Source organism: Pedobacter africanus, assembly GCF_040548825.1.
GTDB lineage: Bacteria > Bacteroidota > Bacteroidia > Sphingobacteriales > Sphingobacteriaceae > Pedobacter > Pedobacter africanus_A.
The window spans coordinates 1,045,537-1,068,676 of the sequence record NZ_JBEPSL010000001.1 but is presented as its reverse complement, the minus strand read 5'-3'; the positions used below and the strand labels follow the sequence as shown (position 1 = coordinate 1,068,676).

Below are 23,140 nucleotides of genomic sequence, written 5' to 3'. Positions count from 1 at the left end.
AAAACAACAACTATGCATAACAAGAAAAAAAATAACCTTACCCTTGCGGCCATCTGCCTGTCATCACTCATGTTCGGACTGGAAATTTCAAGTGTTCCTGTTTTGCTGCCCAGCCTGGAGAAAATATTACATGGCAGCTTCACAGATGTACAATGGATTATGAATGCTTACACCATTGCCTGCACAACGGTACTGATGGCTACAGGGACCCTGGCCGATCGTTACGGTCGGAAACTGGTATTTGTCATTGGCCTGGTGCTCTTTGGCATCACCTCTTTGCTTTGCGGTCTGGCTACAAACATGCCGCTGCTCATTGTTAGTCGTTTTCTCCAGGGGCTGGGTGGCGGCATTATGCTCATTTGCCAGATCGCCATTCTGTCTCACCAGTTTCAGGAAGGGCCTCAGCGCAGCAAAGCATTTGCCATGTGGGGCATAATATTTGGCATAGGCCTGGGTTTTGGCCCGCTTATAGGGGGCCTGATCCTTTCATTTTCCAGCTGGAAATGGGTTTTCCTGGTTCATTTCCCATTAAGCATATTTACCCTGGGCTTAGCGCTTGCAGGTATATCAGAATCTAAAAATACCCAGGCCCAGCGTTTGGATGTTTGGGGCATGATCTCCTTGTCGCTAGCCGTTTTTGCATTGATCTATTTCATCATCCAGGGGCCGGTATTGGGCTTCGGCAGTACAGCCGCATTGTTCATCCTTGCAGGCGCTGTATTTGCTTTCCTGCTCTTTCTCTATGCCGAAAAAACCTTCGCTCAGCCCATGTTTGATTTTACCGTATTCAAAGTGCGTAACTTTTCGGGCGCCATCATTGGTTCCATAGGCATGAACTTCTGCTTCTGGCCCTTCATGATCTACCTGCCAATTTATTTTCAGGGAGTACTGGGTTACAGCAGCCTTTTTGCCGGAACCGTCCTGCTGGCCTATACCCTGCCAACGTTGGTTGTCCCACCACTGGCGGAACGCCTGCTGCTAAAATACCGGCCCGGAATTGTAATTCCATTTGGTTTATTCAGCATTGGCCTTGGTTTTATACTGATGTGGCTGGGCATCAGGGCCGCACATCCGGGATGGCTCAGCATGCTTCCCGGCACCCTCTTGTCTGGCATTGGCCTCGGCTTTTGCAATACACCTGTAACCAATACCACCACCGGATCCGTAAGTTCCGATCGTGCCGGAATGGCATCCGGGATAGACATGAGCGCCAGGCTCATTACCCTGGCAATCAACATCGCTTTAATGGGCCTGGTTTTGAGTAAAGGCATCAGCACACACTTAAAAGCAACATTTACAGGCAGCTTCAGCTCAACCCAGCTTCAGGGCATAACCGAAAAAATAGCTGCAGGCAATATGAACGGCCTGGGCAGGGAAAGCCAGGCAGCGCTCAGCTATGGTTTTGAACTGCTCACGCTTTTTAGTGGAATTGGTGTCTGGATACTGGCAATCCTCAGTTTTTACCTGTTCAAACCTAATTTACGGCCCGCTAAAGCATAACTGCAGCAATGCCCATTACTTCCTTGGCGGCAGTTTGGGCATTTTGCTGCTCCTTTCAAATTGGTAAACCTTAATGTTCTCCCACATCATCACTTCGCCGCCTACGTTTTTGATGGCCCTGATTTCTCCATCCTGAGACACCACAAAACCAAGGCTTTCGGGATGTTTGTAGCAATAAGAAAACATCGACTGGTGCCTTGTTCCGAAATGCCTGGGGTCTATTCTTACCTTGTTCACTGAAAGTTTGGATGATCTGTTCAGGAAAACGTAGGGTGGCAATTCTTTTTCATTGATAACTGCTCCAAACCCATGTACATTTAAATGAGGCGACAAAACTACCAGGCCATCTACACAGCTTAAAGAAGAAACAAACCTTACAGCACCAATCAGCTCATTATAGCTGTCTTCAATTTCCAGTGCATTCTCATTAAACTCGTCGTGGAGCACCGAAGGAATGTCCCGTTTCTTGCGTTTATACATTTTGATCTCATCCAGCAGCAAATCATTATCCGTAACACTGGTCAGAATATGTAAAATTGCCGATTCTATCCGGTTATATTCCAATTGGTATTTCGTGGTCAGATCGCTCACAAAATCTTTTGTAATCAATATCGCGCCCCCATGATGATAGGTTTTTATTTTAAGCAAAATCCGGCTAATGGACTGGATCACATATTCAAAAATAATGTCGTTGTACACCCCCGCATCATCAGCACTCAGGTCATGCCCTACCTTCTTTTCAATAAAAGATTTGCTGTATATCGCTTTCTTTCGGATGAAATCTGAAACCGGCCCATATTCAAAAACGTTCGGATACAATTTAACCAGGGAGTTCTGGTTCAGCGTGGCTACCGGATGATAATCCAGCATTACATTCAGGATGCCGATACCATTGATCATGGTTTGAATGATCCCCGGATAAGGTGGTTTATCATCCTGCTCATAATTCAGGTAGCTCTGGTAATGATAGGTCTGGTCAATCATTCCATAAATAAAAAGCTTATGATTTTCATCATAATGAACAGACAATGTAGAACTCCAGGGATCGGCAGCTTTAGAGAGCTTAACCAGGTTTTTTATCGAAAATTCTATAGGTGGTTCAAAAGCAAAGAAGTTCCAGTTATCGTGTTGTACCGGTTCATCTCTTTCTATAGATCGATGGTCCAATAAAGTAACGGTAACTTTGATGTACTGCCCCTCCTCTGTTTGCAGACTCGTATAGTACAAGGTATTAAACAATTCCTTTAAAATAGCCTCAGTAGGTTTTTCTTCCTTTATTTTAGAGCGCTGCAACTCAGCGTATACAAAACCTGCAAGGTCATTAGACGTAAAATGTTTTGCCATATCGGATAAATTGAGGCTTAAATCTACTCTTTTTTTATCTCGCTTCTAAAAATCAATAGCGCTTTGTAGCTCAGCCGAACACTGCTTTGGCCTTATTTATCGCTTTGGTAAGGTCAATGCCCTTACCCAGCACGCCTTTAAAAAGATCACCGGTTTCTTTCAGCCGGTCCAGGGCATTAAAAATTGTAAAGTCCGTCATTTTCATCCCCGGCTTCACCTCGTCCCAATCCAGAGGCATAGATACTGTAGCGCCCGGCTTAGGGCGCAAAGAATAAGGCCCTGCAATTGTGGCGCCCGGCCTGTTCTGCAGAAAATCCAGGTACATCTTTCCCTTACGGCTGTCCACCATTCTTTCCAGGCTGGTAAATTCCGGAACCTGCTGGTGTACCAGGTTAACAATAATTTTAGCAAACATCTGCGATTGGTCGTAAGTATATTTAGCACCCAGGGGGATGTAAACGTGCATGCCTGTTGATCCCGAGGTCTTGGCATAACAAGGTACTTCCATCTGGTCAAGCACCTCCTTTACCATCCTGGCCACTTCAATCACCTGGTCAAAGGTGTTCTTGTCGGGGTCAAGGTCTATCACACAATAATCCGGGTTGTCGGGCGATTGCCTTCTGGAAAACCAGGGGTTCATTTCAATACAACCTAAAGAGGCCATCCAAAGCAAAGCAGCTTCATTATTGCCCAGCAAATACTCCTTTTCCTCCCCATCGCCTGTGGTGTAAGGAAAAGTCTCTGCCCAATCCGGAGCCTTGCCTTTCACATCTTTCTGGTAAAACCCTTTGGAATGTATACCGCCCGGAAATCGGTTCAAAGACATCGGCCGGTCTTTCAGATAGGGCAAAATGTAACCGGCCACCTGGTAATAATAATTAAACATATCGCGTTTGCTCACCTTATCTTCCGGCCAGTAAAGTTTACTCAAATGCGTAAACTTCAATTCATGACCGTTTATTTTACGCACCTGGGTTTCGTCTTTAGGGTTCAGCAAAGTCTTGCGCCCGGCAGCTTTAGGCGGTCTTATTGCCCCTGCATGCCGGTCTTTCTGTACCGGTTGGGTCTCCTGCTCATCAGGCAGTTCCGCTTCAACAATTGCCTTAGTTTCAACCGGGGCCTCTCTCAGCACATCTTTGGCCTTCTTATCTGATCGCATCCCTTCAAAAGAAGGATGGCGGAAAACACCATCGCTGGTTACCTCGGTAAAACTCACTTCGCATACCAGTTCAGGTTTAAGCCATGTTGCCTTGGCCTTAGGCGGGTTAGGCCGAAACCGTGAAGGTTTGTTCACATCCGGTATTTCCGAAAAGGGGCTTTTATTGATAATCAGCGGTTCAAATTGAGCCATCATTTCCCGCTGGGCCTTATCGTTAAAGCCAGTGCCTACTTTGCCCACATACTGCAGATTTCCGTTCTCATAAACGCCCAGCAGCAACGAACTAAACTTTTTAGAGGTCCCTTCATTTTTTGTAAAACCAGCAATTACCACTTCCTGACGCAGGTTTACCTTAATTTTCAGCCATTCAGCTGAACGGGCATTTTTTGCGTATACACTGTTTGCTTTTTTAGCAATAATGCCTTCCAGGCCCATTTTTGTGGCAGCCTCAAAAAATTCAGTCCCCTTGGCCTCAAATACTTTGCTCAGCCTTATGCGGTCATCATTCTGGGGTAAAACTGCAGCTAAAATTTTCTGCCGTTCCAGTAAAGGAAGCTGAGTATAGTCTTTACCATCAAACCAAATCAGATCGAACACGTAATATACCAGTTCGCCATCCGCCTCACTTCTCCAGTTTTGTAAATCGCCAAACTTCGAAATCCCCTTATCATTGATCACAAGAATTTCACCGTCCACAACAATGTCCATTTTCCAGCTTTGCAGCAATTCAAAAATGGGATAGAACTTTTCGTTAAACTGTTTATTGTTGCGCGACAGCAACTGCACATCCCCACTCTTTTTACAGAAGCCCAAAGCGCGGTAGCCATCCCATTTCACTTCATATATCCATTCCGGATCATCAAAAGGCTCATCCACCAGCGTGGCCAGCATAGGTTTCATCCCTATTGGAATTTTTGCTTTTTTCCCCTTTTTAAGCAACGGTTTAATCAGGTCTTCCTCATGCCCGTTCTTCCACACTTTCTCACTGCTGTTTTCCATTTGTGCTATGGTCTTTTCAGAAAGCACAGATTTATCTTTTTTGGTGATGTCAGCTGTCGAAGCATACTCATCCTTATGCTTAATCAGCAACCAGCCGTTCTCGCCCATCCCATGGGTTTCAACCAATGCATATTCACCTTTGAGCTTTTGGCCATGTAAAATGATTTTCAATGACCCGGTATGCAGCTGATGCAAAAGGTGCTTCTCCTGGGCTTTTTTTCCCTTAATCTGCTCAATAGGTTCATAAGTACCCTCATCCCATACAATCACCGTTCCGCCGCCATATTCACCTTTAGGGATGATGCCTTCAAAATTCTTATAATCGAAAGGATGATCTTCTACCATCATGGCCAGGCGTTTGTTTTTAGGATCAGTAGAAGGTCCTTTCGGTACTGCCCAGCTTTTCAATACGCCCCCCATCTCCAGCCGGAAATCATAATGCAGGCGCGAAGCATCATGCTTCTGGATTACAAACTGCAGCTTACCACTTGCAGCAGGTTTGCCAGTCTTAGGTTCGGTGGTTTTGTTAAAGTCGCGCTTTTCGTTATATTTTTTCAGGCTCATAAACAAATGTTTTAGAACTGATTAACAATCTAAAAACGGCTTGGTTTTCAAACCTGTTCGTACCTGCTTTTTCCAGAATAACGCTATGCCTGCTGCTTAGTGCCCAGACTTTTCATCAACTGGTCGTATAAATTGTCGCTACCAGCATTCTGAGGTTTTATTTTTTTGATAACTACGCGCTTACCTTTGGCTTTGGCTTTAATGATTTTGAGCAGTTCTGAATTGTATTCATCCTTGAAAGCACTGATGTTAAAGGGAGAACTGTATTGTTTAATCAGCGCTAAACCCACATCCATTTCTTTTTTGGTGATTTTGCTATCTCCCACCTTTTTCAAATCTTTCCTATCCCTTATTTCTTCCTCGAACCTTATTTTCGTAACTACAATTATGCCATCCATTGGATGTATTATACAAAGGTTTTCGGTATTACGGAGCACAAAACGTGCAACGCCCGCTTTCTTCGATTTTTCAAGGGCTTTCAGCAAAAGTGCATAAGCTTTAACGCCCTGTTTTTCAGGTTCGGTATAATAAGATGCTTCGTAATAAATCGGGTTGATGTCTTTTATATCCACAAAATTTTCGAGTTCTATTACTTTGTTCTTTTCCGGGGCTGCATCTTCAAAATCATGCTCATCCAGTATGATATAACGGTCTTTCAAAAAATAGCCGCGCACAATCTTTTCGTAAGGAACCTCTTTGTGTGTATGTTCGTTTACGCGCAAAAATCTGATTTTGGCGTGATCCCGCTCGTCGAGCATGTCCAAATCAAGATGGCTGTCTTGTACCCCTGAAAAGAGTTTAACAGGAATATTAACCAAGCCAAAACCAATGGCACCTTTCCAAATTGATCTCATCTATTGTTGCTTTTTGAATAAAACAACCTACTTCAGCTATTGTTTTCTTCGCGCCGCAATGCTTCATTGATCCTGGCCGGGGTAATATCCTGACTTGGCCTTGGCGCATCATCATCAAATATTTTCCCGTCTCTGCCAATTATGATATAGCGGGGAATGCCCATAATGTTAAAGGCTTCAGCAACCGGGCTTTTAAAGCCGCCTGGTGATAAAAGGTGTATCCCCTCTATCTTGTCATCTGCAATAGCTTTTTTCCATAGGTCAGCGCTGTCATCAATACTTATATACAGAAAAACCACCTCTTTATTATCTTTGAAACTGGCATGCAATTTCGGACTGCCATTTTTCATTTCATACCTGCACGGGCCACACCCGCTACTCCAGAAATCCATGTACACCACCTTACCTGCAAAATCCTTTAAGGTCACGTCTTTGCCATCCTGGTTTTTAAGTGTAAAGAAGGGCGGCTCTTTGCCTGTTTTTACCCTGGTAAATTTCTCAAAAATGAGCAGGGTTTCCCTGGCATCTTCGGCAGTGGCATATTGTGTAAGGTATTTATCCAGCAATGGCTTATACATTTGCATGTCTTTTGCCCCATAAGAGGCCGTTTCAAAGTTTTTGCGCAGGGCAATGCTGCGGTTTTTTCCTGAAAAATGTTTTTCAATCAGCTGATATTGCAGGTTTGTTTTTTCTTCAGCAGGCAAAATGCTGTCTGTTTCCCCCCGTGCCGCCATGGCCTTTAACCTTAAAAAATCAACATATTTCCGCGTTATAAAAATAACATAGGTTTGATTTGAAAGCAGCTGTTCATCCATTTTAACGCCCTTATCAAGATTCCAGTAGCCGTCCGGAATTACGGTCGACAACTTACGTTTCCCCAGGCCTTGCAGCATAAAGGGAATACCCATAGCATTGTTTTTTTTGTGATATACAAAATCAATCAGCTGCTTTTCATAAAATGCAGGACTAAGCTTTTCCTTATTTGCCTTTAACAATGCAATAGAATGATCAGAAATTTCATTGAATTGCTTCAACAGCTCATTTGCGGGAATGGTCTTAAGATCTGTTTTTTTAAACAGCTGTTGTCTTTTCCAGGTGTCCTGAAATACAATTTCCTGCGCTGTTGAATCTACAGATCCCGCTTTTTTTTGTCCTGATGCGATGCCTGTGCTTGCGCACAGGATCAGCATCATTAATACTTTTCTCATCTTATCCTATTTTTATTTGATCCGAAAGATTTAATTTATTGTTCTAAATAGCCTGGGTTTTGAACCAGCAGTTTATTACCCCCCATTGCGGCAACCGGAATGGGCATAATGAGTTTGTTCAAATTGCTGATGCTGGCTTTGACTGTGCCGGCCGGTATATCCCCAAGCCGGTCATACCGTACAATATCAAACCAGTGCTCCCCATTTTCGCCGGCAAGTTCCATTAGCTTTTCCTGGTATATGGCCAGCAGCAAGGCCTTCTTATCGGCCGGTGCAATTGGTGCCAGAATGGTGCCGGCCCTTTTCCTGATCTCATTTACGCGGGTTACCGCATCCGCATCCACCGTTGCCGACAGGCGTGCTTTAGCTTCGGCAAAGATGAGGTAGATCTCGGCCATTCTTAACGGATAAATGGTATTTCCATAAGGTATCCCATTGCCAGGATTGTTAACCTGAAAAGGGTGCTTACCATTGTTGTTAGGCCCTTTTGTACCAGCAGCATACACATAGCTAAACCTGGGGTCGTAACCGCTGCCTGCGCCCGAAAGGCTCCCTGGCCCTGCAACAGCAGCATCGGCCAGCTGCTGCAGGCTTGCTGAAAAATTACTGTTCCTGATTTGATTAACAGGGCCAACGCGTTCATTCAATCCATCTGTAAAAGGCGAGTAAAAGGTTTCTTTGGAATCAAAGCGGTTCTTAAAAATATCGGCGTACTGGCTCTCCAATGCATAGCCATCTGTATTGTTGATCACCAGGAGCGACTGGCTTGCCGCTGCCCCATAATTGCCCATGTACAGGTAAACTTTTGCTAAAAAAGCCCTTGCTGTGGTTTGGCCAGCAAGCCTGTGTGCAACAGCTTTAGGTCCGTGGGCTGCAGCAAACTCCAGATCGGCCACAATAGCATCATAAGCTGCTTTAACACTATTCCTGGCCTGGTTGTCAATACCCTGGGCAGGTTTTGTCCTGATTACGATGCCATAGCTTGAGTTCAGGTCGTAGAATTGTCCGTAAAATCTCAGTAAATAAAAATGGGAAATGGCCCTCAGGCATTTTGCCTCGGCAATCATTTCGTTTTTCCGCTGCTCGCCAAGGCCTGCTGCTTTGCCTTGTTCCAGGAGGGTAATCAGCCAGTTGGCCTGGTTAATGAGCTGGTATTGTTCCTGAAAATAGCCGCCAATAAATGCATCACCAAACCTTACATCATTTATATCCATGTTCTGGCTTCCGTATTGCTGGGTAAGGATAACCAATCCATCGCCCAGATATTCAGTCATGTAGCCGGAAATAGAAGTGTACAGGCCGCGTGTCTTTGCATATACATTGTTGAGCACGGACTGTGCCGTAGCTTCATTGCTGATCACGTTTTCTTCGGTCAAAGCGTTCATTGGTTTAATGTCGTCTATTTTACAGGCACTCAAACAGAGCCCTATGGTCATCAGCAGCAATAATATTTTTGAATATGTATTCATCTTCTTATGTTTAAAATTGAACATTCAAGCCCAGCGATATGGTTTTAGCCAGGGGATAAGGCTCTGCATTTTGAGTTCTGCCTATAATACTTCCATCAGATAAAGATCCGGGATCGGTACCGCGCCAGTTTGTGATTGTAAACAGATTGGTTGCCGAAACATATACAGATAAACCGGACATCTTTAACCTGTTGGTTACCTGTTGCGCAAAAGCATAGCTTAGGTACAGGGTTTTTAACCGCAGGTAAGAATTGTCGAATACCGTACGGTCGCTGGCCCGCGAGTTCTGGCCTGGGTTACCGAGTACTGCCCTGGGGTATTTGGCCCCCGGATTTTCAGTTGTCCAGGTGTTGTTTGCAAATATGGCGAGGTTGTTATCCAGAGGGATAGCGCCGGAAGATGCATTGGACCAGATTGATTCCGAGCCTTTAACAAACTGCAAAAAGGCGGTCAGCTCAAATCCTTTATAGGAAAAGGTATTGTTGATGCCGCCAAAAAAATCAGGCTGAATACTGCCCAGAACAACCCTGTCGGCCACAGTAATCTTTCCATCACCATTCACGTCCACCATTTTAACATCGCCGGGCGAAGTAGCTTTCTGGTCGTAATAACTGCCTGCGCCATACCTGGCAACCGCTGCAGCATTTAAAGCATCAATTTCGGCCTGGTTTTGAAAAATCCCTGCAGTTCTGTAACCTTTTATGGTGCCGGCAGGCTGCCCTTCAATGTAGTTATCTGCATAAAAGGAATTGATGAAAGGATCGTTGCTTAGATTTCCGCCGTTTAGAGATTTGATGCGGTTCCTGTTTAATGACCAGTTTAGCCCTGCAGTCCAGTTAAAGCCTTTTGGCTGGCGTAAAATATCGGCATTCACTTCTATTTCTATCCCTTTATTGCTCATGTTTAACAGGTTTGATGTGTAGGATGTGAGTCCAAGTTCTACAGGGAACGGTGTTGCCGCCAGGCTGTTGGGCGTGTTCCTGTAATACACATCAATACTTCCATAAATGCGCCTTCCTTTGAAATCAAAATCCAATCCGGCATTGTAATCATAAGTGGTTTCCCATGAGATTCCCGGGTTGGAGAGGGTGCCCGAAAACTCTACGGCAGGTTGCCCGTTGTACAGGCCCAGATCGCGGAAGCCTTTTTGAAAGAACTGAAAATAGGCAAAATCACTGATGTTTGAAGAACCGGTTTTACCTGCACTTAATCTTAATTTTAAACGCTCTACAGCCCCTTTTTTATCAAAAAAGCTTTCGTTGCTGATGTTCCAGCCTAAAGAAAGGGAGGGAAAGTAGCCCCGTTTGTTGCCAGGACCAAATTTGGAAGAAGCATCCGACCGGAAATTTACTGTAGCCAGGTACCTGTCGCCAAAATTATAGTTCAGCCTTCCAAAAATAGAATTTAAGCCGGTTTCCACAGATCCGCCACCGTAAGCCACTGCAGTACGGGCATTGTTTACGTTGTTTAAGATCTTATCATCCGGAAAGCCCTGGTAATAATTGTATGTCCGCTTTACGATGGTTCGGTCCCAGATATAACCTGCAGTAAAATTTAACTGCTGAAGCTCACTTAACTTCAAATTGTAATCGGCACTGATGTCTGTAATGTAATTGGACATCAAGGCATCAGAAACACTCAATGTCGATTCGGCCAGCGGGCTACTTGGAACAATATTGTAAGTAACCTGCGGAGAAAACTGGTCTGTTCTGGTTAAAAACATCCCTGTATTAAAAGCTGCTTTTAATTTGAGTCCTTTTATCGGCTCGGCCGCAATAAATGCGTTTCCTGCCAGGTTATAACCTTTAGCAGTATTTTCGTGCTGTAACTGTGCTACCGGGTTGGCATTGGAATAGCCCTGTCCCTGAAAAAGGACTGGTTGACGCATAAACAAGCCCTTTTCATCATAAATGGGTAAATCGGGCCGGGAAACAAGATAAAATTGTCCCCTTATGCCAATATCGGGATTATTCCCTCCTTTACTGGTATTTGCATTGAGGTTTAAAGAAGCACCTGTACTGATGTACTTGCTTAGCGCAGTGTTCAGGTTAAGGTTAAAGCTGTACTGTTTTAATGAGCTGTTGAGCATGAGTCCTTGCTGGTCGTAGTAAGACCCACCCACACTGTAAGTAGTGTTGTTACTGCCGCCCCTGATGCTCAGGTTGGCCTGCTGGGTGTTGGCATTGCTGCGGTACATCTGCTTAAACCAGTCAATATCGGCATTGCCGAAAAAGCCCGGGATCAATCCACCGTAGGTATATTTCTGGGTAGCGGTATTGAGGCTAAGGTTGGCAAGTCCTGTACCAGCATAATTGGTTAACCGCGATACAGGAAGCTGCCCGCTGTTTACTGCATCTACCGTATTTCGAAGTAAAAGGTCCGTAAAGTCTTTATACTGTGCGGTATTCATAGGTTTCAGCCTGGCAATAGGACTGGCGTAACTATTGGTATAGGATAGGCTTACGATAGGCTTTTCACCTTTACGGCCTTTTTTCGTAGTAACGATGATTACGCCGTTTGCCCCGCGCGAGCCATATATCGCAGTAGCGGCAGCGTCCTTCAAAATACTGATGTTCTCTATATTGGCAGGGTCCATAGCCAGTAAAGGGTTGTTTTGAATGGCAGATACAGTTTCGCCGCCGGTATTGTATTGTGCATCGGTATTGAGTATAATACCGTCAATTACAAAAAGGGGTTCATTGTTACCACCCGAAAAAGGAGAAGTAAAGCCCCTGATGTTGATGGTAGCAGCCGACCCCGGTTCCCCATTGGTTTCGGTCACAAAAACACCTTTTGCCAGTCCGCCAAGCGCACGGTCAAAACTGGCATTGCCCAATGTTCTTTTGCCAAGGTCTTTTTCGCCAATGGTAGCAATGGCGCCGCTGATGTCCGCTTTTTTCTGGCTTCCGTAGCCTACCACCACAGTTTCGCTCAATTCGTTGGTAACTTCGGCAAGTAGTATATTGGGGTTTGCTTTCAAATCGGCCGCTTTTATCTCTTTGGGTGTATAGCCTATATAGCTGATGAGCAGCACATCGGTTTCTTCGATATTTCGCAGGGTAAATTCACCATTTGCGTTTGCACTCACCGCTACTTTCCTGCCTTTTACCAGCACAGAGGCCCCGGCCAGCGGCTTCCCCTCTTTGTCCACCACACGGCCTGAAACGTCAATAAAAGCAAGAGCAGCCACCACTCTGTCCAGAAAGGAAGGCACTTTTGCTTTAATGATTACGGTCTTGTTGTTTTCGATGGTATAAGTTAGTTTCTGTCCGTCAAAAACCTTTTTCAGCACTTCGTTCAGTTCAAGGCCCTTTACGTCTATACTTACTGTTCTGGCACTGGCCAGCAGTTCGTCTGTAGTGATAAACTCTATGCCGCTTTGGCGGTTTATTTTTTCTATGATGCTGATCAGAGAGGCGTTCTTTTCTTTCAGGGTGATCCGCTGAGCGTAAGTCCCGGCACTTACCTGGATAAGACAAACCGTCATCAGTAGAAGCAGAATCTTCATAATTCTCAAAAATTGTATGGCATAGCCTGGTGGCCAACACCCTGGTTTAGTGTAAATTTTGTACATTTGGTTTTCAGTTTTTGATTAAAATTGTGTCTAAGCAATTTACAGGCAACTGAATTTTTGATCAGATCCCGATTGCCCTCGGGATTTGGTCTTTTTCAATCAACCTGGCTTTATTTTATTGTTCTTGTTTTCTCAAACAGGCTATTCTTTTACGTATACTTTCCTCCCTTCTATTTCAAAATGTACAGCCCCCGTTAACTCCATCATTTTTAATACCTCCGATAGGTTGTTGTTTCTTGAAATCACTCCCCTGAACTGCCCTTTAGGTTTTTGCCCCACGTAAACTACTTCTATGTCGTACCAATAAGCCAGTCGGCGCATAATGGGTTCTATGTGTTCTCCCTTAAACAGGAAGTAGCCATTTTTCCATGCTATCGAGGCTTCCGCATCAACTTTGTTTACCTGTATTTTGCTGTTATCTGCCAGAACAGCTTGCTGATTTGGTTTGAGTACCACCTCAGTTTGCCCCTCCTTCACGGGCCATCGATGTGACACCTTAACACTTCCTTCCAGTAAAGTTGTTTTCACATACTCCTCATCAGCATAGCTGTTGATGTTGAAATGTGTACCCAGCACTTCAACTTCCTGACCTTTACTTTCTACAATAAAAGGCGCACGCCCGCCCCTTTGGGGAGAGAAAACTTTAGCCACTTCAAAATAGGCTTCACCTGTCAGTTTCACCCTTCGTTGCCCCCCTTTGTTCAGTGCTTTGGTATAGGTTAAACTTGATGCAGCATTAAGCCATACCTTTGTCCCATCAGATAAAGTAATCTGATAAGTGCCTCCCCGTGGGGTAGAGAGTTTCATTTCATTCTTGTCTGTGTTTTCCACAAGCTTGCGCTCTTCATTCGAAATGACTGGGGTATTGTCATTATATCTTAAATCTGTATCCATCTTAATGCCTGTTTTCGCATCATTCAAATTAATCACCTTACCATCAGCAAGTGTTAAAGTTGCTTTGTTGGTACCCGGGGCGATATCGTTTGAAAAGTGGGTCGGACTCAACTCGCGGCGAGAATCCGAAAAACCAATCTGATATAACCAAATGCCCGTTGTGATTGCGGCAATGGCTGCCGCAGCTATGCCGCCAATACCCAACCACAACCTGTACACCTTAACCGGCTTCTGCAGTGGTAACTTTCTGCGCAGCTCTTTTACAGTCTGCTCTATTTGACTGGCTGTCAATTCATTTTTATTTTGCGCCACATACAGCAGGTACCATTCGTTTAAACGCAATTCCTGTTCGGGTGTTAACTCGCCTTGCTGGTACTTATGAATAAATTCTGCGGCTTGTTCTTGTTCGGTCATGTTCATTTCGGGATAAATGCCCCTTTAATACCAATACAGCCTAAGGTGCCAAAAGTCATAGCCGGATTTAAAAAAAAATATATTAATTTGAAATACCGGCTTAGAGCATTGAATGGGGCATTTTAAATAAAAGGAAACAAAGTCAAATAGCTATCAATTTTCGTCTTCAGGATTTTAACCGCATTGTATACCTGTTGTTTGGCGGTCTTATCGGAAATGCCCAAACGATCGGCAATTTCCTTATAACTCAGTTCCTCCATCTTGAATAGTATAAAAACCTCACGCATCTTATCAGGAAGTGCCCCAATTTCTTTTTCGAGCAAAGCCATCAACTCTTTTTCCCGAAACTGCTCATCCGAATAAATATGCGTGCCTTCCATATAAGCAATCATAGACTCAGCATATCGTCCTACAACTTTGTGGTGCGACATGGCGTTAAAAATTCTGTTGCGTACTGCAGTGAAGAGATAGCCACTCAAAGGTAGGTTAAGGTTAAGCAGTACACGTTTTTCCCATAGTTTGAGCATTACATCCTGAACCAGGTCACTTACTTCGCCCTGATCCCCAAGAATGCGGTAGGCATGTGCAATCAGCAATCTGGAATACCGCTCAAATATTTCTGTGTAAGCCAACCGGTCGCCCTCCTTTAGTAAAGCCGCTAGTTCCCGATCAGAATACCCCTTATAATTGTTCATGAATTTTATGCCAATTTACGGAAATACAGCGAATGATACCAAAAGTCAGTAAAAGAACTATGCCGAAAGGCATACATATGCGTATTTAAATCGTAATCCTTCCGCCTGCAACCGGAATGGTTGCTCCTGAAATATAGCTGGCTTCATCAGATGCCAGGAAAACATAGGCCGGAGCTACTTCTACAGGTTGCCCTGGCCTGCCCATAGGCGTATCCATACCAAATTTTTCCGGATCTGGCATGGTTGAGGGGATAAGTGGTGTCCAGATTGGACCAGGTGCAACCGCATTAACCCTTATACCTTTGCCTGCAGTTAATAAGATCTGGCTTAAGTTGGCCGTAAAATTTTGAATGGCACCTTTGGTAGCTGCATAAGGCAATAGCACGGCACTTGGGTTGTAGGCATTTACCGAGGTGGTATTAATAATATTGCTTCCTTTTTTCATGTAAGGCTCGGCAGCTTTGCTCAAATAGAACATGGAATGGATATTGGTTTCAAATGTTTTTACCCATTCTTCGCCCGGGATGTCGGCCAAATCTTTCCGGGCCATCTGAAAGGCGGCATTATTTACCAGAATATCTATTTGCCCAAACTCCTTTACAGCTTTTGCTATGATTTTTTTGCAATGGCTTTCTTTTCTGATATCGCCTTTTACCAAAATTGCCTTTTGACCAGCTTCTTCTACATATCTGGCCGAATCCTGCGCATCCTTTGTTTCTTCATCGCTTAGGTAGCTAATCAGCACGTCTGCCCCTTCGCGCGCAAAAGCAATGGCAACGGCCTTTCCAATACCGGAATCTCCACCAGTAATGATGGCCTTTTTACCTGTAAGTTTTCCGGAACCTTTATAGCTTTCTTCACCATGATCGGCTAAAGGTTTCATTTTTTGCTCTTTTCCGGGCGGCGTCTGCTTTTGTTTAGGAAAAGGCGGAACAGGATATTTAGTATCGGGTTTTTGAGGCGGTTTCTGCTTTTTCTGTCTTTCCATGGCTTTATCCTTTAAAAAAGAACAGGTAAAGCGCTAAAAAGTTTTATAAATCAAGCCTTCCCTTCTGCTTCGCGTAGGCCTGATTGGCATTCAGTAAAATCAGATCGGCATAAGCTTGCAAATAGAGTTCCGATTGTTCCTTTTCCTGGGCATGCCTTAGCAAAATGGCCAGGTCATTCATGTCAGTTCTTAATTTGGCGCTTAAAGATATGCTCACATTCCTTATCCTTGTGGTCATCAGTGCATTGTTGTACACATCTGGATAGCGTTCTACAAAACCTACCACAAAAAGCTGGTTAAATTCCAAAGCCCAGCCAGCGCCGCTAAACTGCTGTGTCTCAAATTCTGATCCGGAATGAATGAAAATAAGTTCATCCCCGGCAACAAGCCAGAGTAAACGGCTCCATATACTCAGGGGAAATTTTGTGCTCAGACTGTAATTGTCCAATAAATTCAAGCGAAGGTTTAAGTTTGGTTCCATATAAATGCAGGTAAATGCAATTAGGGATACCAAAACCTATGCCGCTTTAATAAAACTCTTCCTCTTCGTCGTCGTTATCAAAGTCAGGATCCTCAACCTCCTTAACCAAATCCGGGTCATCGTCTTCATATTCAACATCTTCCCTGGAAGGGAAATCGTCATCATCATCGTCCTCATCCTCATCTTCCGGACCAGCATACCCGCCCGCTAATAAAGCCGGGTTTAATTCGTCTGTTTCGGCGGTTAATGAATTTTCTAAAGTTTTCATAAAGATTGGTTTTTATAAGCATCTGTAAAACAACATAATTTCCAAAAATGTTTTAATATTCATTCTATGAACGAACGTTCAGGAGCAGAAACAATTCCACTAAAAATGCCTGCACCTGGCAGGCATTTTTGTTTCAGGCCACTACCAGCTCGCCTACGTAAACACTGGTACTTACCGCATTACCTTCCGCATTCACATAATGCATCCAGGCTTGCACTACATCCCCCATAAAATCTTCCGGCAATTCTAACACCGCTTCTTTATCACTCCTCAAAGCAACACCTTCAAAAGTCACAAAAGCTTCCTTTGCAGGGTTATAAATAATAAAATTAGCCTTGTCTTTATCGTTGTTAAATGCTGATGCTGGTAAATTGTCCCATTTAATCTTCAGCACTGCATTTACCAGGCACAGCACCTCCAATATCCATGATGTCAGCAACTCCCCCCTGCTAAATATTGCTTTCTTAAAGTCAATACCATAATCCGGCGCATTCCCTGTTACCGCTTCTTTCAGGTGATAAGACACTGCCCTGTTCATTGACGTCTTATAACCCGTTAAAATCTGATAGCCTATGTTAATGATGTTCAGTAGTGGTTTCAACCATCCCATTACCAGCGCAAATTTCAGGCGCTGGTTAATCTGTTTTTGGGTTGGGGCAGCAGTACCTTCCGACATACTACGCAGATAAGCCACACCCCGGCAGGTAGCACCTACCACATTACCAATTTTACCGGATACCGGCCCGTTTATTCCATTTTTATATCTTGCCATAATGCTTGTTTTTATTTGAAATTATCCAGTCAGCATACTTGCTAACCGTCCGTTTATGCCGAAGCCGCTGGTAAACACCATCACCATTTCTGCTGCCGTTATTGTTACTATTCGCCTCATAAGAAACCAGCCATTCTCCCCTTACTTCCGCTACCAGCCCAACATGAGCGATGCGATTTAGTTCCGAAAAATAAATACCAAACAAATTCCCAGGTTTCGGCTCTTTTACAATCCTCGATGCCGGAAACATTGCAGGCGACCAGGGCGTTCTTGGCTGACTATATCCCGCCTTCCCAAAAACAAAAGAGACATAAGCAGCACAATAAGGTGCCGGAACTTTAATTCCGGTATACGCCAGATACTCCGCTATCCTCTTCCCATCATTCTTACCGGTCAATTCTTTAACACCCACCTCCGCTCTGGCAATGCTAACCACCCTGCCTCTCTCTCCTCCCCGAGGAGAGATCCCCCTCGCGGGGAGAGAGGGGCTTACACCACTGCTACTATACACCCCAACCCCACCAACAGCACCAAACAAAACGATGCCCATAAAAATGTCAGCTTTTGCCATACCTGTAAATCTTCAAAGTGTAAAACCATCCTGTCCATACCCGGCAAACCCATCCGCAACCAGAACCTCATAAACAACCACCAGCTCAATTCCAACAACAACAAAAATGTAATCAGGCTTAGCACCACCATTAGTGGCACACTCTGGTTTATCCCTGCAGTCATTTCAGGGTTATCCAAAAAACTGGTTATCCCGCTCCATACCAGCATCAGCAATACAAACAGCCGATGTTCTTTCTTGGCTTCATTAATAAAGCCTATAAGGTTGATACCCCAATGTTTAATACCTATTGTTTTCATACATATAGCTTATTTATTAAGTAAATAGGGCTGTGCTGTATATATGCACAGCCCTGGTGTTGTATAAGCAGAAATTTTGCATGCTCTGAAGCGGCCTGGCGTCTTCGCGATTTTTCAGCGCGATTATGCAGCCGCAGAAGAGTTCATGCTGAATTTCTCACTACAACACCGTAAACTCCCCTATATAACTGCTATTGGAAACCTCTTTCCCATCAACACTTACAAAAGAAATCCAGGCATGCACCTGATCGGTGCCCCAGTCTGGCGGCAGCTGCAACACATATGCCTCTGCAGATCTTGCAGCAGCAGAAGGCAGCATGGTAAACTTACCTTTATCTACATTGTAGGCCAATACCGTTGCCCGGTCTGTACCACCAGTAGTCGTAGGCAGTGCATCATTGTCCCAGCTAAAATCCAGCTTAGCCGCTGTTGTAACGGCAACACCAGGATTTGCACCCGCTGACAACTCTCCATCGCTAAACATTACTTTTGTGTAATCAATGGCATAGTTAGCAGAACTTGTTCCGGTAACTGCATTCTTCAAATGATAAGAAGTTGCAACATTCATTGGCGTTATGCCCTTGTTGAATTGCTGGTAACCTACATTAATCAGCGGTTTAAGCCGCTTTAAAAATGTAGTGACCATGGCCAGCTTAAACCTTACATTTAACTGTGCTGCTGTTGGGGTGTAGTCCCCAAAGTCAGGGATACTTTTTAAATAATGCACCCCCTGCCAGCTCGATCCTACAACCGAGCCAACTTTACCCCTGAAATTTCCAAGGATACCTTTTTTATACTTGCCCATATCTATAAATTTTATGGGTTTATTGGCGTTTGCAACCTTTTTATAGCTGTGGTTAGCAACGATAGCAGCTTGTGTTTTTGCTCGGCCGTCATTGCGAGGACGCAGGACGTGGCAACCTAAAAAAACCTCGGCAGTTTTGCAATCATCCAATCAACTGCAGCTGCAAATTGATGTGCGCTGCCCTTCCATTGCAGCCTAAGCAGGTGTTTAAAGCAGAGTTCAAGCCAAACAACCTCGTCCGAAAATCTGCATTTCAACTCATAATCCCTACCGCCTGCAACCTTCAAATCATATTTACAATCCTGCTTTGCACCTGTACCAATAGCCATACTCAGTTGCTTTATCCAGCCCACAAAATGCAAGGGCTCCAGTACATTCAAAATCTTCAAAGGCTGCTTACCTTTTACTATTACAACCAAACATCCCCGCCTGTCATTTATCCTGTAAATATTCAGCGTCAATTCCTCCTTACGCATTTAAGTATAACCGTAAGTCTGGGTAAAGGCCCTGCTCCTTTGCGGGCCTTCTCTTTTAACCGCAGTTAAAAGCAAATTAGTTTGCCTGCCTAACCTCCTTTCCTGCTAAAGCGTAAGTAACCAAATACCTTTCATACAAAGCAATCAGCATATTGTCCTGCACGGCAAAGTCTGTCAGCATCCTGCCTTTATACCTGGGTACATAAAAGCTGTACTTATACTTACCACTATCCAGCTTGTACACATCAAATACTTCGTGCCTGTTAAAATCTTCCAGGCTTTCGTTATCTGCAGCCAGGGCAGCATGGTTGTAAAAATAGTTTCCATCCACATACCCTTTTTTGTTGACCACTAGTGCAGGTTTGGCCATGGTACGTATGGTTTTACTGCCAGCTTTATACGCGCCGAGTTCTATTTTAGCAAGGCTGTTGGTGTCAATCAGCTTTCCTTTATACAACAAGTTCAATCCCGTATCCAGGTACACAAAGGCATTTCGGTAATAATAGGTATAAACCATCCGGCCTGTGGCTTCATCCAAATTCACAAAGCCATCACTTTTAAAAGGATCCTCTCCCGGGTTTAGCTGTTTTACAATCCGGGCTTTCAAGGCAGCGAGCCTCAGCCTGCGCGCATCTGCAAAGCTCAGCTTGCCATAAACAGTATCCTGCAAATTGTAGTTACAACTGAACAGCGCCAGCACGGCCTTGCTATTGCTCAAATAAATGCGGTTCTTACCTTGCCAGGTGATGTACCAGCCTCCAAATTTCAGTTCCAGTGAATCCAGTTTCTGCACAGCATACCTGTGCCCGCGTTTAAAGCCATTCTTTTTTGGCCTGGGTTGTACTAAATAAAGTGTAACTACAGCAGCAACGCTGATGATAAAAACGAGTAGTATCTTATAAGTCAGTTTCATATTTGAGAGTTAAAATCAGGGGCGCACCCCAAAAGCGCCCCCTGATAGATTGATTACTGTGGTTTGTTACCCAGCACAATTCCTACTTCGTGGCCGCTTAAGCAGTTTGGTGCGTCGTAAACGCTGATTCCGTCGTATTCAATACTACAGGCAGTGCCTTGGACCTGCGTATCACAAATCACCGGAGTTTCACAGTCATTTTCAAGGTAATAGGTGTACTGTGTTGCTGTTTTTTTAGCTTCAACAGTTGAATTCTGGAACGCAGCGGCTCCACCTGCTACGGCTACCAGGGCCATAACAGCAAAAATTGCTTTTTTCATAAATTTTAAAATATTATAGTTTAATGCCTACTCTATTGTTTACCGGCTTTTCAGCTTCCTCCGGATTCATTTGTGCACGTTAGAATATCGTTATACGCCCGAATGGCGTGTTATTGTTCGCTAGTGTTGGTAAGGGGCAAAATTGCCTTCGCCGAACAGGCATAGGACTCATTTGTTTTTCCCTCTGGGGAAAACAATTTATTCCAGCCTGGGAGGTGAATGGCTGTTTTGCCCCTTATAAACCAACACGATTGCTATTACCCCCAACACCACAAACCCCGCGTTCAACACCATATGCCAACCCCATCCCAATGCCTCAATTGCAGCCCCACACCCACATAATTCTTTTTCCATTACATACAGCACCATAAATATGTAGGTGGTAAACATCGTCATCAAACCAAAAGCAGCATACAAGCCAAACAACCTAAACCAGTTCAACACCAGCATCAAAGCAAGCACAACCTCCACAAGTGGCACCAACCAAGCCAGCACCGAAGCATAAGGCGTTAACATCCCGCTTTGCCCCATAGTAACCACGAACTTGTCGTACCCCATCAGCTTATCAAAAGCCGCATAAGCAAACAATAAAAAATATAACCAGCAAATAGCCTCCACCATAGCACTACACCAACCTTGTTTACTTAACCTCTTTAATCGCTCAAAACTCATATTCATCAGTATGTTTTAAATCCCTAAACCAATCACACAACTCATTTAAAATCCCAATCAATGCACGTATAATGTCCTGTTCGTGCATCTCTTCCATGTTCAGCGGTAACCCCTGCATTCTTTCTTCTACTTTCATCGCCCGTACCACCAGCGCACAACAGCGTTTCTCGCCGTATTTTATTTCCCAGTACAAGTCACAACCCGCTTCAATCAAATAATTCAACCCATCCTCCATCATCTCGGTCTTTGTCCGGTGCAGGATAGCCACCATATCTGGCTCCCAGTAATAACTGCCCTGCTCCAGCACCTTTATTATAGCTTCGAAATAGTTAAGCTCTGTCATACCTATTATTTAATAACACTTCTATTCAAGGGAGGTGCCTGTTATTTTTTCACACCAGCACCCTACTTCCTTTCTTCTTGCTCAACACCTCCAACTCCGCATCCAGCCACTTCGTCAATTCCTCAATCACCGGCCGCTTATAATTGTCGAACCGCATCTTGGTTAGCTGCACCACCTGCTTAATGGCCGATCGGTATTTAATCAGCAGTTCCTGCCGCCCGGCAACCCCGTCAGCCTCGGCAGCCTTACTGCGCATCAGCTGAAAATAATAATGTATAAAAGCCGTATCGTTAAAACCTAATCCTAGCAAAGTCTCCAAAATCCCGTCGGCAGTAACGTAATCCTCTTCCACACAATCCAACAGGCGCTTGTTAAACTTGCGCAGGTACTTAAAGTCTCCCCATTCCATACGCAGTTTGGGGTCACCAAAGCGCTGGTAAGGTGCAAGCAGCAGTTTCATCAGTACCTCATCCAGCTTCAATGCCAATATCTTAGTACGCAATACCCCCATTTGTTCCTGAAATACGCGGTTCTCCCTGTCGCGGAACATCCGGGGGATAATCAGGTTGCCCGGTATGTAGCCGTTTAGCTGCTGGCGTACGGTGTCCAGCAAATCCAGTACGGCCTGTGCATTGGGGTTGTGTTTGCGTAAGGGGTCGTATAGGCTGTCGCATACCGAAACCAGCGTATGCAAGTTGATGTACAAATAAGTTTTAATCCTTGTTTTGCTTTTCAGTTTCAGCAGGTGCCGCATCATCACCATTTCCAGGTTGTGGCATTCTGCCTTAAGCGCGGTATGCACTGTGTTGCCTGTGTCATCAGCCGGGCCTAAAAGCACCACCTCGGCTGCAAGGTTACGTAATTTCTCAAAAGCGTAATTCATATTTGGTTCGTGTTCAGTTTCAGTCTCTTCACGCTCTTCACGCTCTTCACGGGCCGCGGCCTGCCACATCAATTCAATTATTTGCCCGTACGTTTTGTGTATGGTCCACCAGTCCTCGGCCAGGTTCAGGTCTATACCGGCAACCGTACTTTTGTTCTTATTGCTGTGCAATACCAGGTAATAAGTAGAGGCTAGAATAATGGATATCAGCGCCCTAAAGTTGTAGTTAGAGTTGGTAAAGTAAGGGTCGGTAAGTGCCAGCAGCGGGGCTCCCTGTTCTTCCCTGCTTTCCGATATGCGGCGGGTTAAAGGGTCTAGCTTGCTCATTTGCCATAAAATGATCTCCTGCATATCCCCCTCATCGGTAAAATATTTCAGGTTGCTCTGCATCATGGTAATAAAGGTATCCCTTACTTCCTTTTCGGCAGGCAGCTCGCCCAGCTGATAAGTTTCAAAAAACAAAGTCCAGTAATCTTCGCGGGTTATAAACTGCTTCAGCAAATTGTGCAGGGTTTTAAAGTAATAGTAAATCACCTTGCGTGATGTGCCGGCCTCTGCAGCAATGGTGCTAATGTCTAAACCGGCATAACCTTTCTTCCTTAAAACCGAAGCTACAGCCTTAAATATTTCTTCCTTTTTACTTTCAGGATCTCTTTTCTTTCCCATTTTTAAAGC

The 23,140-nt window shown here is 44.5% G+C and carries 22 protein-coding genes; 1 reads left to right on the top strand and 21 read right to left on the bottom strand.

Annotation, left to right across the window (positions count from 1 at the left end):
• Positions 1-12: 12 nt before the first annotated feature.
• On the top strand, positions 13-1,500 hold the full coding sequence (locus ABIE26_RS04295) for an MFS transporter (protein ID WP_310139639.1): 1,488 nt from the start codon (positions 13-15) through the stop codon (positions 1,498-1,500).
• A 15-nt stretch (positions 1,501-1,515) separates the two neighbouring features.
• Here ABIE26_RS04295 and ABIE26_RS04290 read toward each other — a convergent pair whose 3' ends face one another.
• The 21 genes from ABIE26_RS04290 to ABIE26_RS04190 all read right to left on the bottom strand — a co-directional run bounded on the left by ABIE26_RS04290 (position 1,516) and on the right by ABIE26_RS04190 (position 23,131).
• Entirely contained in the window at positions 1,516-2,844 is a 1,329-nt protein-coding gene (locus tag ABIE26_RS04290) for a putative sensor domain DACNV-containing protein (protein WP_310139641.1), read from the bottom strand.
• A 70-nt stretch (positions 2,845-2,914) separates the two neighbouring features.
• Positions 2,915-5,566, bottom strand: coding sequence for a DNA ligase D (gene ligD, locus ABIE26_RS04285; RefSeq protein WP_310139643.1), 2,652 nt, complete (start codon positions 5,564-5,566; stop codon positions 2,915-2,917).
• 83 nt (positions 5,567-5,649) lie between these two features.
• The gene (locus tag ABIE26_RS04280; protein WP_310139645.1) at positions 5,650-6,420 is read right to left on the bottom strand and encodes a Ku protein; all 771 of its coding nucleotides are present in this window, start codon (positions 6,418-6,420) and stop codon (positions 5,650-5,652) included.
• 32 nt (positions 6,421-6,452) lie between these two features.
• Positions 6,453-7,628, bottom strand: a complete 1,176-nt coding sequence (locus tag ABIE26_RS04275) for a TlpA family protein disulfide reductase (RefSeq protein ID WP_310139647.1) — start codon at positions 7,626-7,628, stop codon at positions 6,453-6,455.
• Positions 7,629-7,663: 35 nt separating this feature from the next.
• On the bottom strand, positions 7,664-9,097 hold the full coding sequence (locus ABIE26_RS04270; RefSeq protein ID WP_310139649.1) for a RagB/SusD family nutrient uptake outer membrane protein: 1,434 nt from the start codon (positions 9,095-9,097) through the stop codon (positions 7,664-7,666).
• A gap of 10 nt (positions 9,098-9,107) precedes the next feature.
• Positions 9,108-12,605: a TonB-dependent receptor gene (locus ABIE26_RS04265; protein WP_310139650.1), complete on the bottom strand. Its 3,498-nt coding sequence runs from the start codon at positions 12,603-12,605 to the stop codon at positions 9,108-9,110.
• A gap of 207 nt (positions 12,606-12,812) precedes the next feature.
• Positions 12,813-13,979: a FecR family protein gene (locus ABIE26_RS04260; protein ID WP_310139651.1), complete on the bottom strand. Its 1,167-nt coding sequence runs from the start codon at positions 13,977-13,979 to the stop codon at positions 12,813-12,815.
• A gap of 122 nt (positions 13,980-14,101) precedes the next feature.
• Entirely contained in the window at positions 14,102-14,674 is a 573-nt protein-coding gene (locus ABIE26_RS04255; RefSeq protein ID WP_310139652.1) for an RNA polymerase sigma factor, read from the bottom strand.
• A gap of 85 nt (positions 14,675-14,759) precedes the next feature.
• On the bottom strand, positions 14,760-15,662 hold the full coding sequence (locus ABIE26_RS04250) for an SDR family oxidoreductase (RefSeq protein WP_310139654.1): 903 nt from the start codon (positions 15,660-15,662) through the stop codon (positions 14,760-14,762).
• A 43-nt stretch (positions 15,663-15,705) separates the two neighbouring features.
• A complete protein-coding gene (locus ABIE26_RS04245) occupies positions 15,706-16,143 on the bottom strand; it encodes a hypothetical protein (RefSeq protein WP_310139658.1) in 438 nt (145 codons plus the stop codon).
• 46 nt (positions 16,144-16,189) lie between these two features.
• Positions 16,190-16,411: a hypothetical protein gene (locus ABIE26_RS04240; protein ID WP_310139660.1), complete on the bottom strand. Its 222-nt coding sequence runs from the start codon at positions 16,409-16,411 to the stop codon at positions 16,190-16,192.
• Positions 16,412-16,544: 133 nt separating this feature from the next.
• Positions 16,545-17,183: a DUF6266 family protein gene (locus tag ABIE26_RS04235; RefSeq protein WP_310139662.1), complete on the bottom strand. Its 639-nt coding sequence runs from the start codon at positions 17,181-17,183 to the stop codon at positions 16,545-16,547.
• Positions 17,170-17,754, bottom strand: a complete 585-nt coding sequence (locus ABIE26_RS04230; RefSeq protein ID WP_310139664.1) for a peptidoglycan-binding protein — start codon at positions 17,752-17,754, stop codon at positions 17,170-17,172. The genes ABIE26_RS04235 and ABIE26_RS04230 overlap by 14 nt, the downstream gene beginning before the upstream one ends.
• Positions 17,673-18,053, bottom strand: coding sequence for a hypothetical protein (locus ABIE26_RS04225; RefSeq protein WP_310139665.1), 381 nt, complete (start codon positions 18,051-18,053; stop codon positions 17,673-17,675). The genes ABIE26_RS04230 and ABIE26_RS04225 overlap by 82 nt, the downstream gene beginning before the upstream one ends.
• Positions 18,054-18,213: 160 nt before the next feature.
• On the bottom strand, positions 18,214-18,858 hold the full coding sequence (locus ABIE26_RS04220) for a DUF6266 family protein (RefSeq protein WP_310139667.1): 645 nt from the start codon (positions 18,856-18,858) through the stop codon (positions 18,214-18,216).
• Positions 18,859-18,974: 116 nt separating this feature from the next.
• Positions 18,975-19,334 (bottom strand): hypothetical protein, encoded by a 360-nt coding sequence (locus ABIE26_RS04215; protein ID WP_310139670.1) that lies wholly within the window; start codon positions 19,332-19,334, stop codon positions 18,975-18,977.
• Between the two features lie 76 nt (positions 19,335-19,410).
• Positions 19,411-20,247, bottom strand: coding sequence for a hypothetical protein (locus tag ABIE26_RS04210; protein WP_310139671.1), 837 nt, complete (start codon positions 20,245-20,247; stop codon positions 19,411-19,413).
• Positions 20,248-20,300: 53 nt separating this feature from the next.
• Positions 20,301-20,567, bottom strand: a complete 267-nt coding sequence (locus ABIE26_RS04205) for a hypothetical protein (RefSeq protein WP_310139674.1) — start codon at positions 20,565-20,567, stop codon at positions 20,301-20,303.
• Between the two features lie 198 nt (positions 20,568-20,765).
• The gene (locus ABIE26_RS04200) at positions 20,766-21,245 is read right to left on the bottom strand and encodes a MauE/DoxX family redox-associated membrane protein (protein ID WP_354375080.1); all 480 of its coding nucleotides are present in this window, start codon (positions 21,243-21,245) and stop codon (positions 20,766-20,768) included.
• The gene (locus ABIE26_RS04195; RefSeq protein WP_310139678.1) at positions 21,229-21,582 is read right to left on the bottom strand and encodes a hypothetical protein; all 354 of its coding nucleotides are present in this window, start codon (positions 21,580-21,582) and stop codon (positions 21,229-21,231) included. Before ABIE26_RS04195 ends, ABIE26_RS04200 begins: the two co-directional genes overlap by 17 nt.
• Before the next feature lie 49 nt (positions 21,583-21,631).
• Complete coding sequence (locus ABIE26_RS04190; protein WP_310139680.1) at positions 21,632-23,131, bottom strand: TetR/AcrR family transcriptional regulator; 1,500 nt, start codon at positions 23,129-23,131, stop codon at positions 21,632-21,634.
• Positions 23,132-23,140: the final 9 nt, after the last annotated feature.

Coding starts and splice junctions, on each gene's coding strand:
- ABIE26_RS04295 (WP_310139639.1), top strand. CDS start 13: ATGCATAACAAGAAAAAAAATAACCTTACCCTTGCGGCCATCTGCCTG.
- ABIE26_RS04290 (WP_310139641.1), bottom strand. CDS start 2,844: ATGGCAAAACATTTTACGTCTAATGACCTTGCAGGTTTTGTATACGCT.
- ligD (WP_310139643.1), bottom strand. CDS start 5,566: ATGAGCCTGAAAAAATATAACGAAAAGCGCGACTTTAACAAAACCACC.
- ABIE26_RS04280 (WP_310139645.1), bottom strand. CDS start 6,420: ATGAGATCAATTTGGAAAGGTGCCATTGGTTTTGGCTTGGTTAATATT.
- ABIE26_RS04275 (WP_310139647.1), bottom strand. CDS start 7,628: ATGAGAAAAGTATTAATGATGCTGATCCTGTGCGCAAGCACAGGCATC.
- ABIE26_RS04270 (WP_310139649.1), bottom strand. CDS start 9,097: ATGAATACATATTCAAAAATATTATTGCTGCTGATGACCATAGGGCTC.
- ABIE26_RS04265 (WP_310139650.1), bottom strand. CDS start 12,605: ATGAAGATTCTGCTTCTACTGATGACGGTTTGTCTTATCCAGGTAAGT.
- ABIE26_RS04260 (WP_310139651.1), bottom strand. CDS start 13,979: ATGACCGAACAAGAACAAGCCGCAGAATTTATTCATAAGTACCAGCAA.
- ABIE26_RS04255 (WP_310139652.1), bottom strand. CDS start 14,674: ATGAACAATTATAAGGGGTATTCTGATCGGGAACTAGCGGCTTTACTA.
- ABIE26_RS04250 (WP_310139654.1), bottom strand. CDS start 15,662: ATGGAAAGACAGAAAAAGCAGAAACCGCCTCAAAAACCCGATACTAAA.
- ABIE26_RS04245 (WP_310139658.1), bottom strand. CDS start 16,143: ATGGAACCAAACTTAAACCTTCGCTTGAATTTATTGGACAATTACAGT.
- ABIE26_RS04240 (WP_310139660.1), bottom strand. CDS start 16,411: ATGAAAACTTTAGAAAATTCATTAACCGCCGAAACAGACGAATTAAAC.
- ABIE26_RS04235 (WP_310139662.1), bottom strand. CDS start 17,183: ATGGCAAGATATAAAAATGGAATAAACGGGCCGGTATCCGGTAAAATT.
- ABIE26_RS04230 (WP_310139664.1), bottom strand. CDS start 17,754: ATGGCAAAAGCTGACATTTTTATGGGCATCGTTTTGTTTGGTGCTGTT.
- ABIE26_RS04225 (WP_310139665.1), bottom strand. CDS start 18,053: ATGAAAACAATAGGTATTAAACATTGGGGTATCAACCTTATAGGCTTT.
- ABIE26_RS04220 (WP_310139667.1), bottom strand. CDS start 18,858: ATGGGCAAGTATAAAAAAGGTATCCTTGGAAATTTCAGGGGTAAAGTT.
- ABIE26_RS04215 (WP_310139670.1), bottom strand. CDS start 19,334: ATGCGTAAGGAGGAATTGACGCTGAATATTTACAGGATAAATGACAGG.
- ABIE26_RS04210 (WP_310139671.1), bottom strand. CDS start 20,247: ATGAAACTGACTTATAAGATACTACTCGTTTTTATCATCAGCGTTGCT.
- ABIE26_RS04205 (WP_310139674.1), bottom strand. CDS start 20,567: ATGAAAAAAGCAATTTTTGCTGTTATGGCCCTGGTAGCCGTAGCAGGT.
- ABIE26_RS04200 (WP_354375080.1), bottom strand. CDS start 21,245: ATGAATATGAGTTTTGAGCGATTAAAGAGGTTAAGTAAACAAGGTTGG.
- ABIE26_RS04195 (WP_310139678.1), bottom strand. CDS start 21,582: ATGACAGAGCTTAACTATTTCGAAGCTATAATAAAGGTGCTGGAGCAG.
- ABIE26_RS04190 (WP_310139680.1), bottom strand. CDS start 23,131: ATGGGAAAGAAAAGAGATCCTGAAAGTAAAAAGGAAGAAATATTTAAG.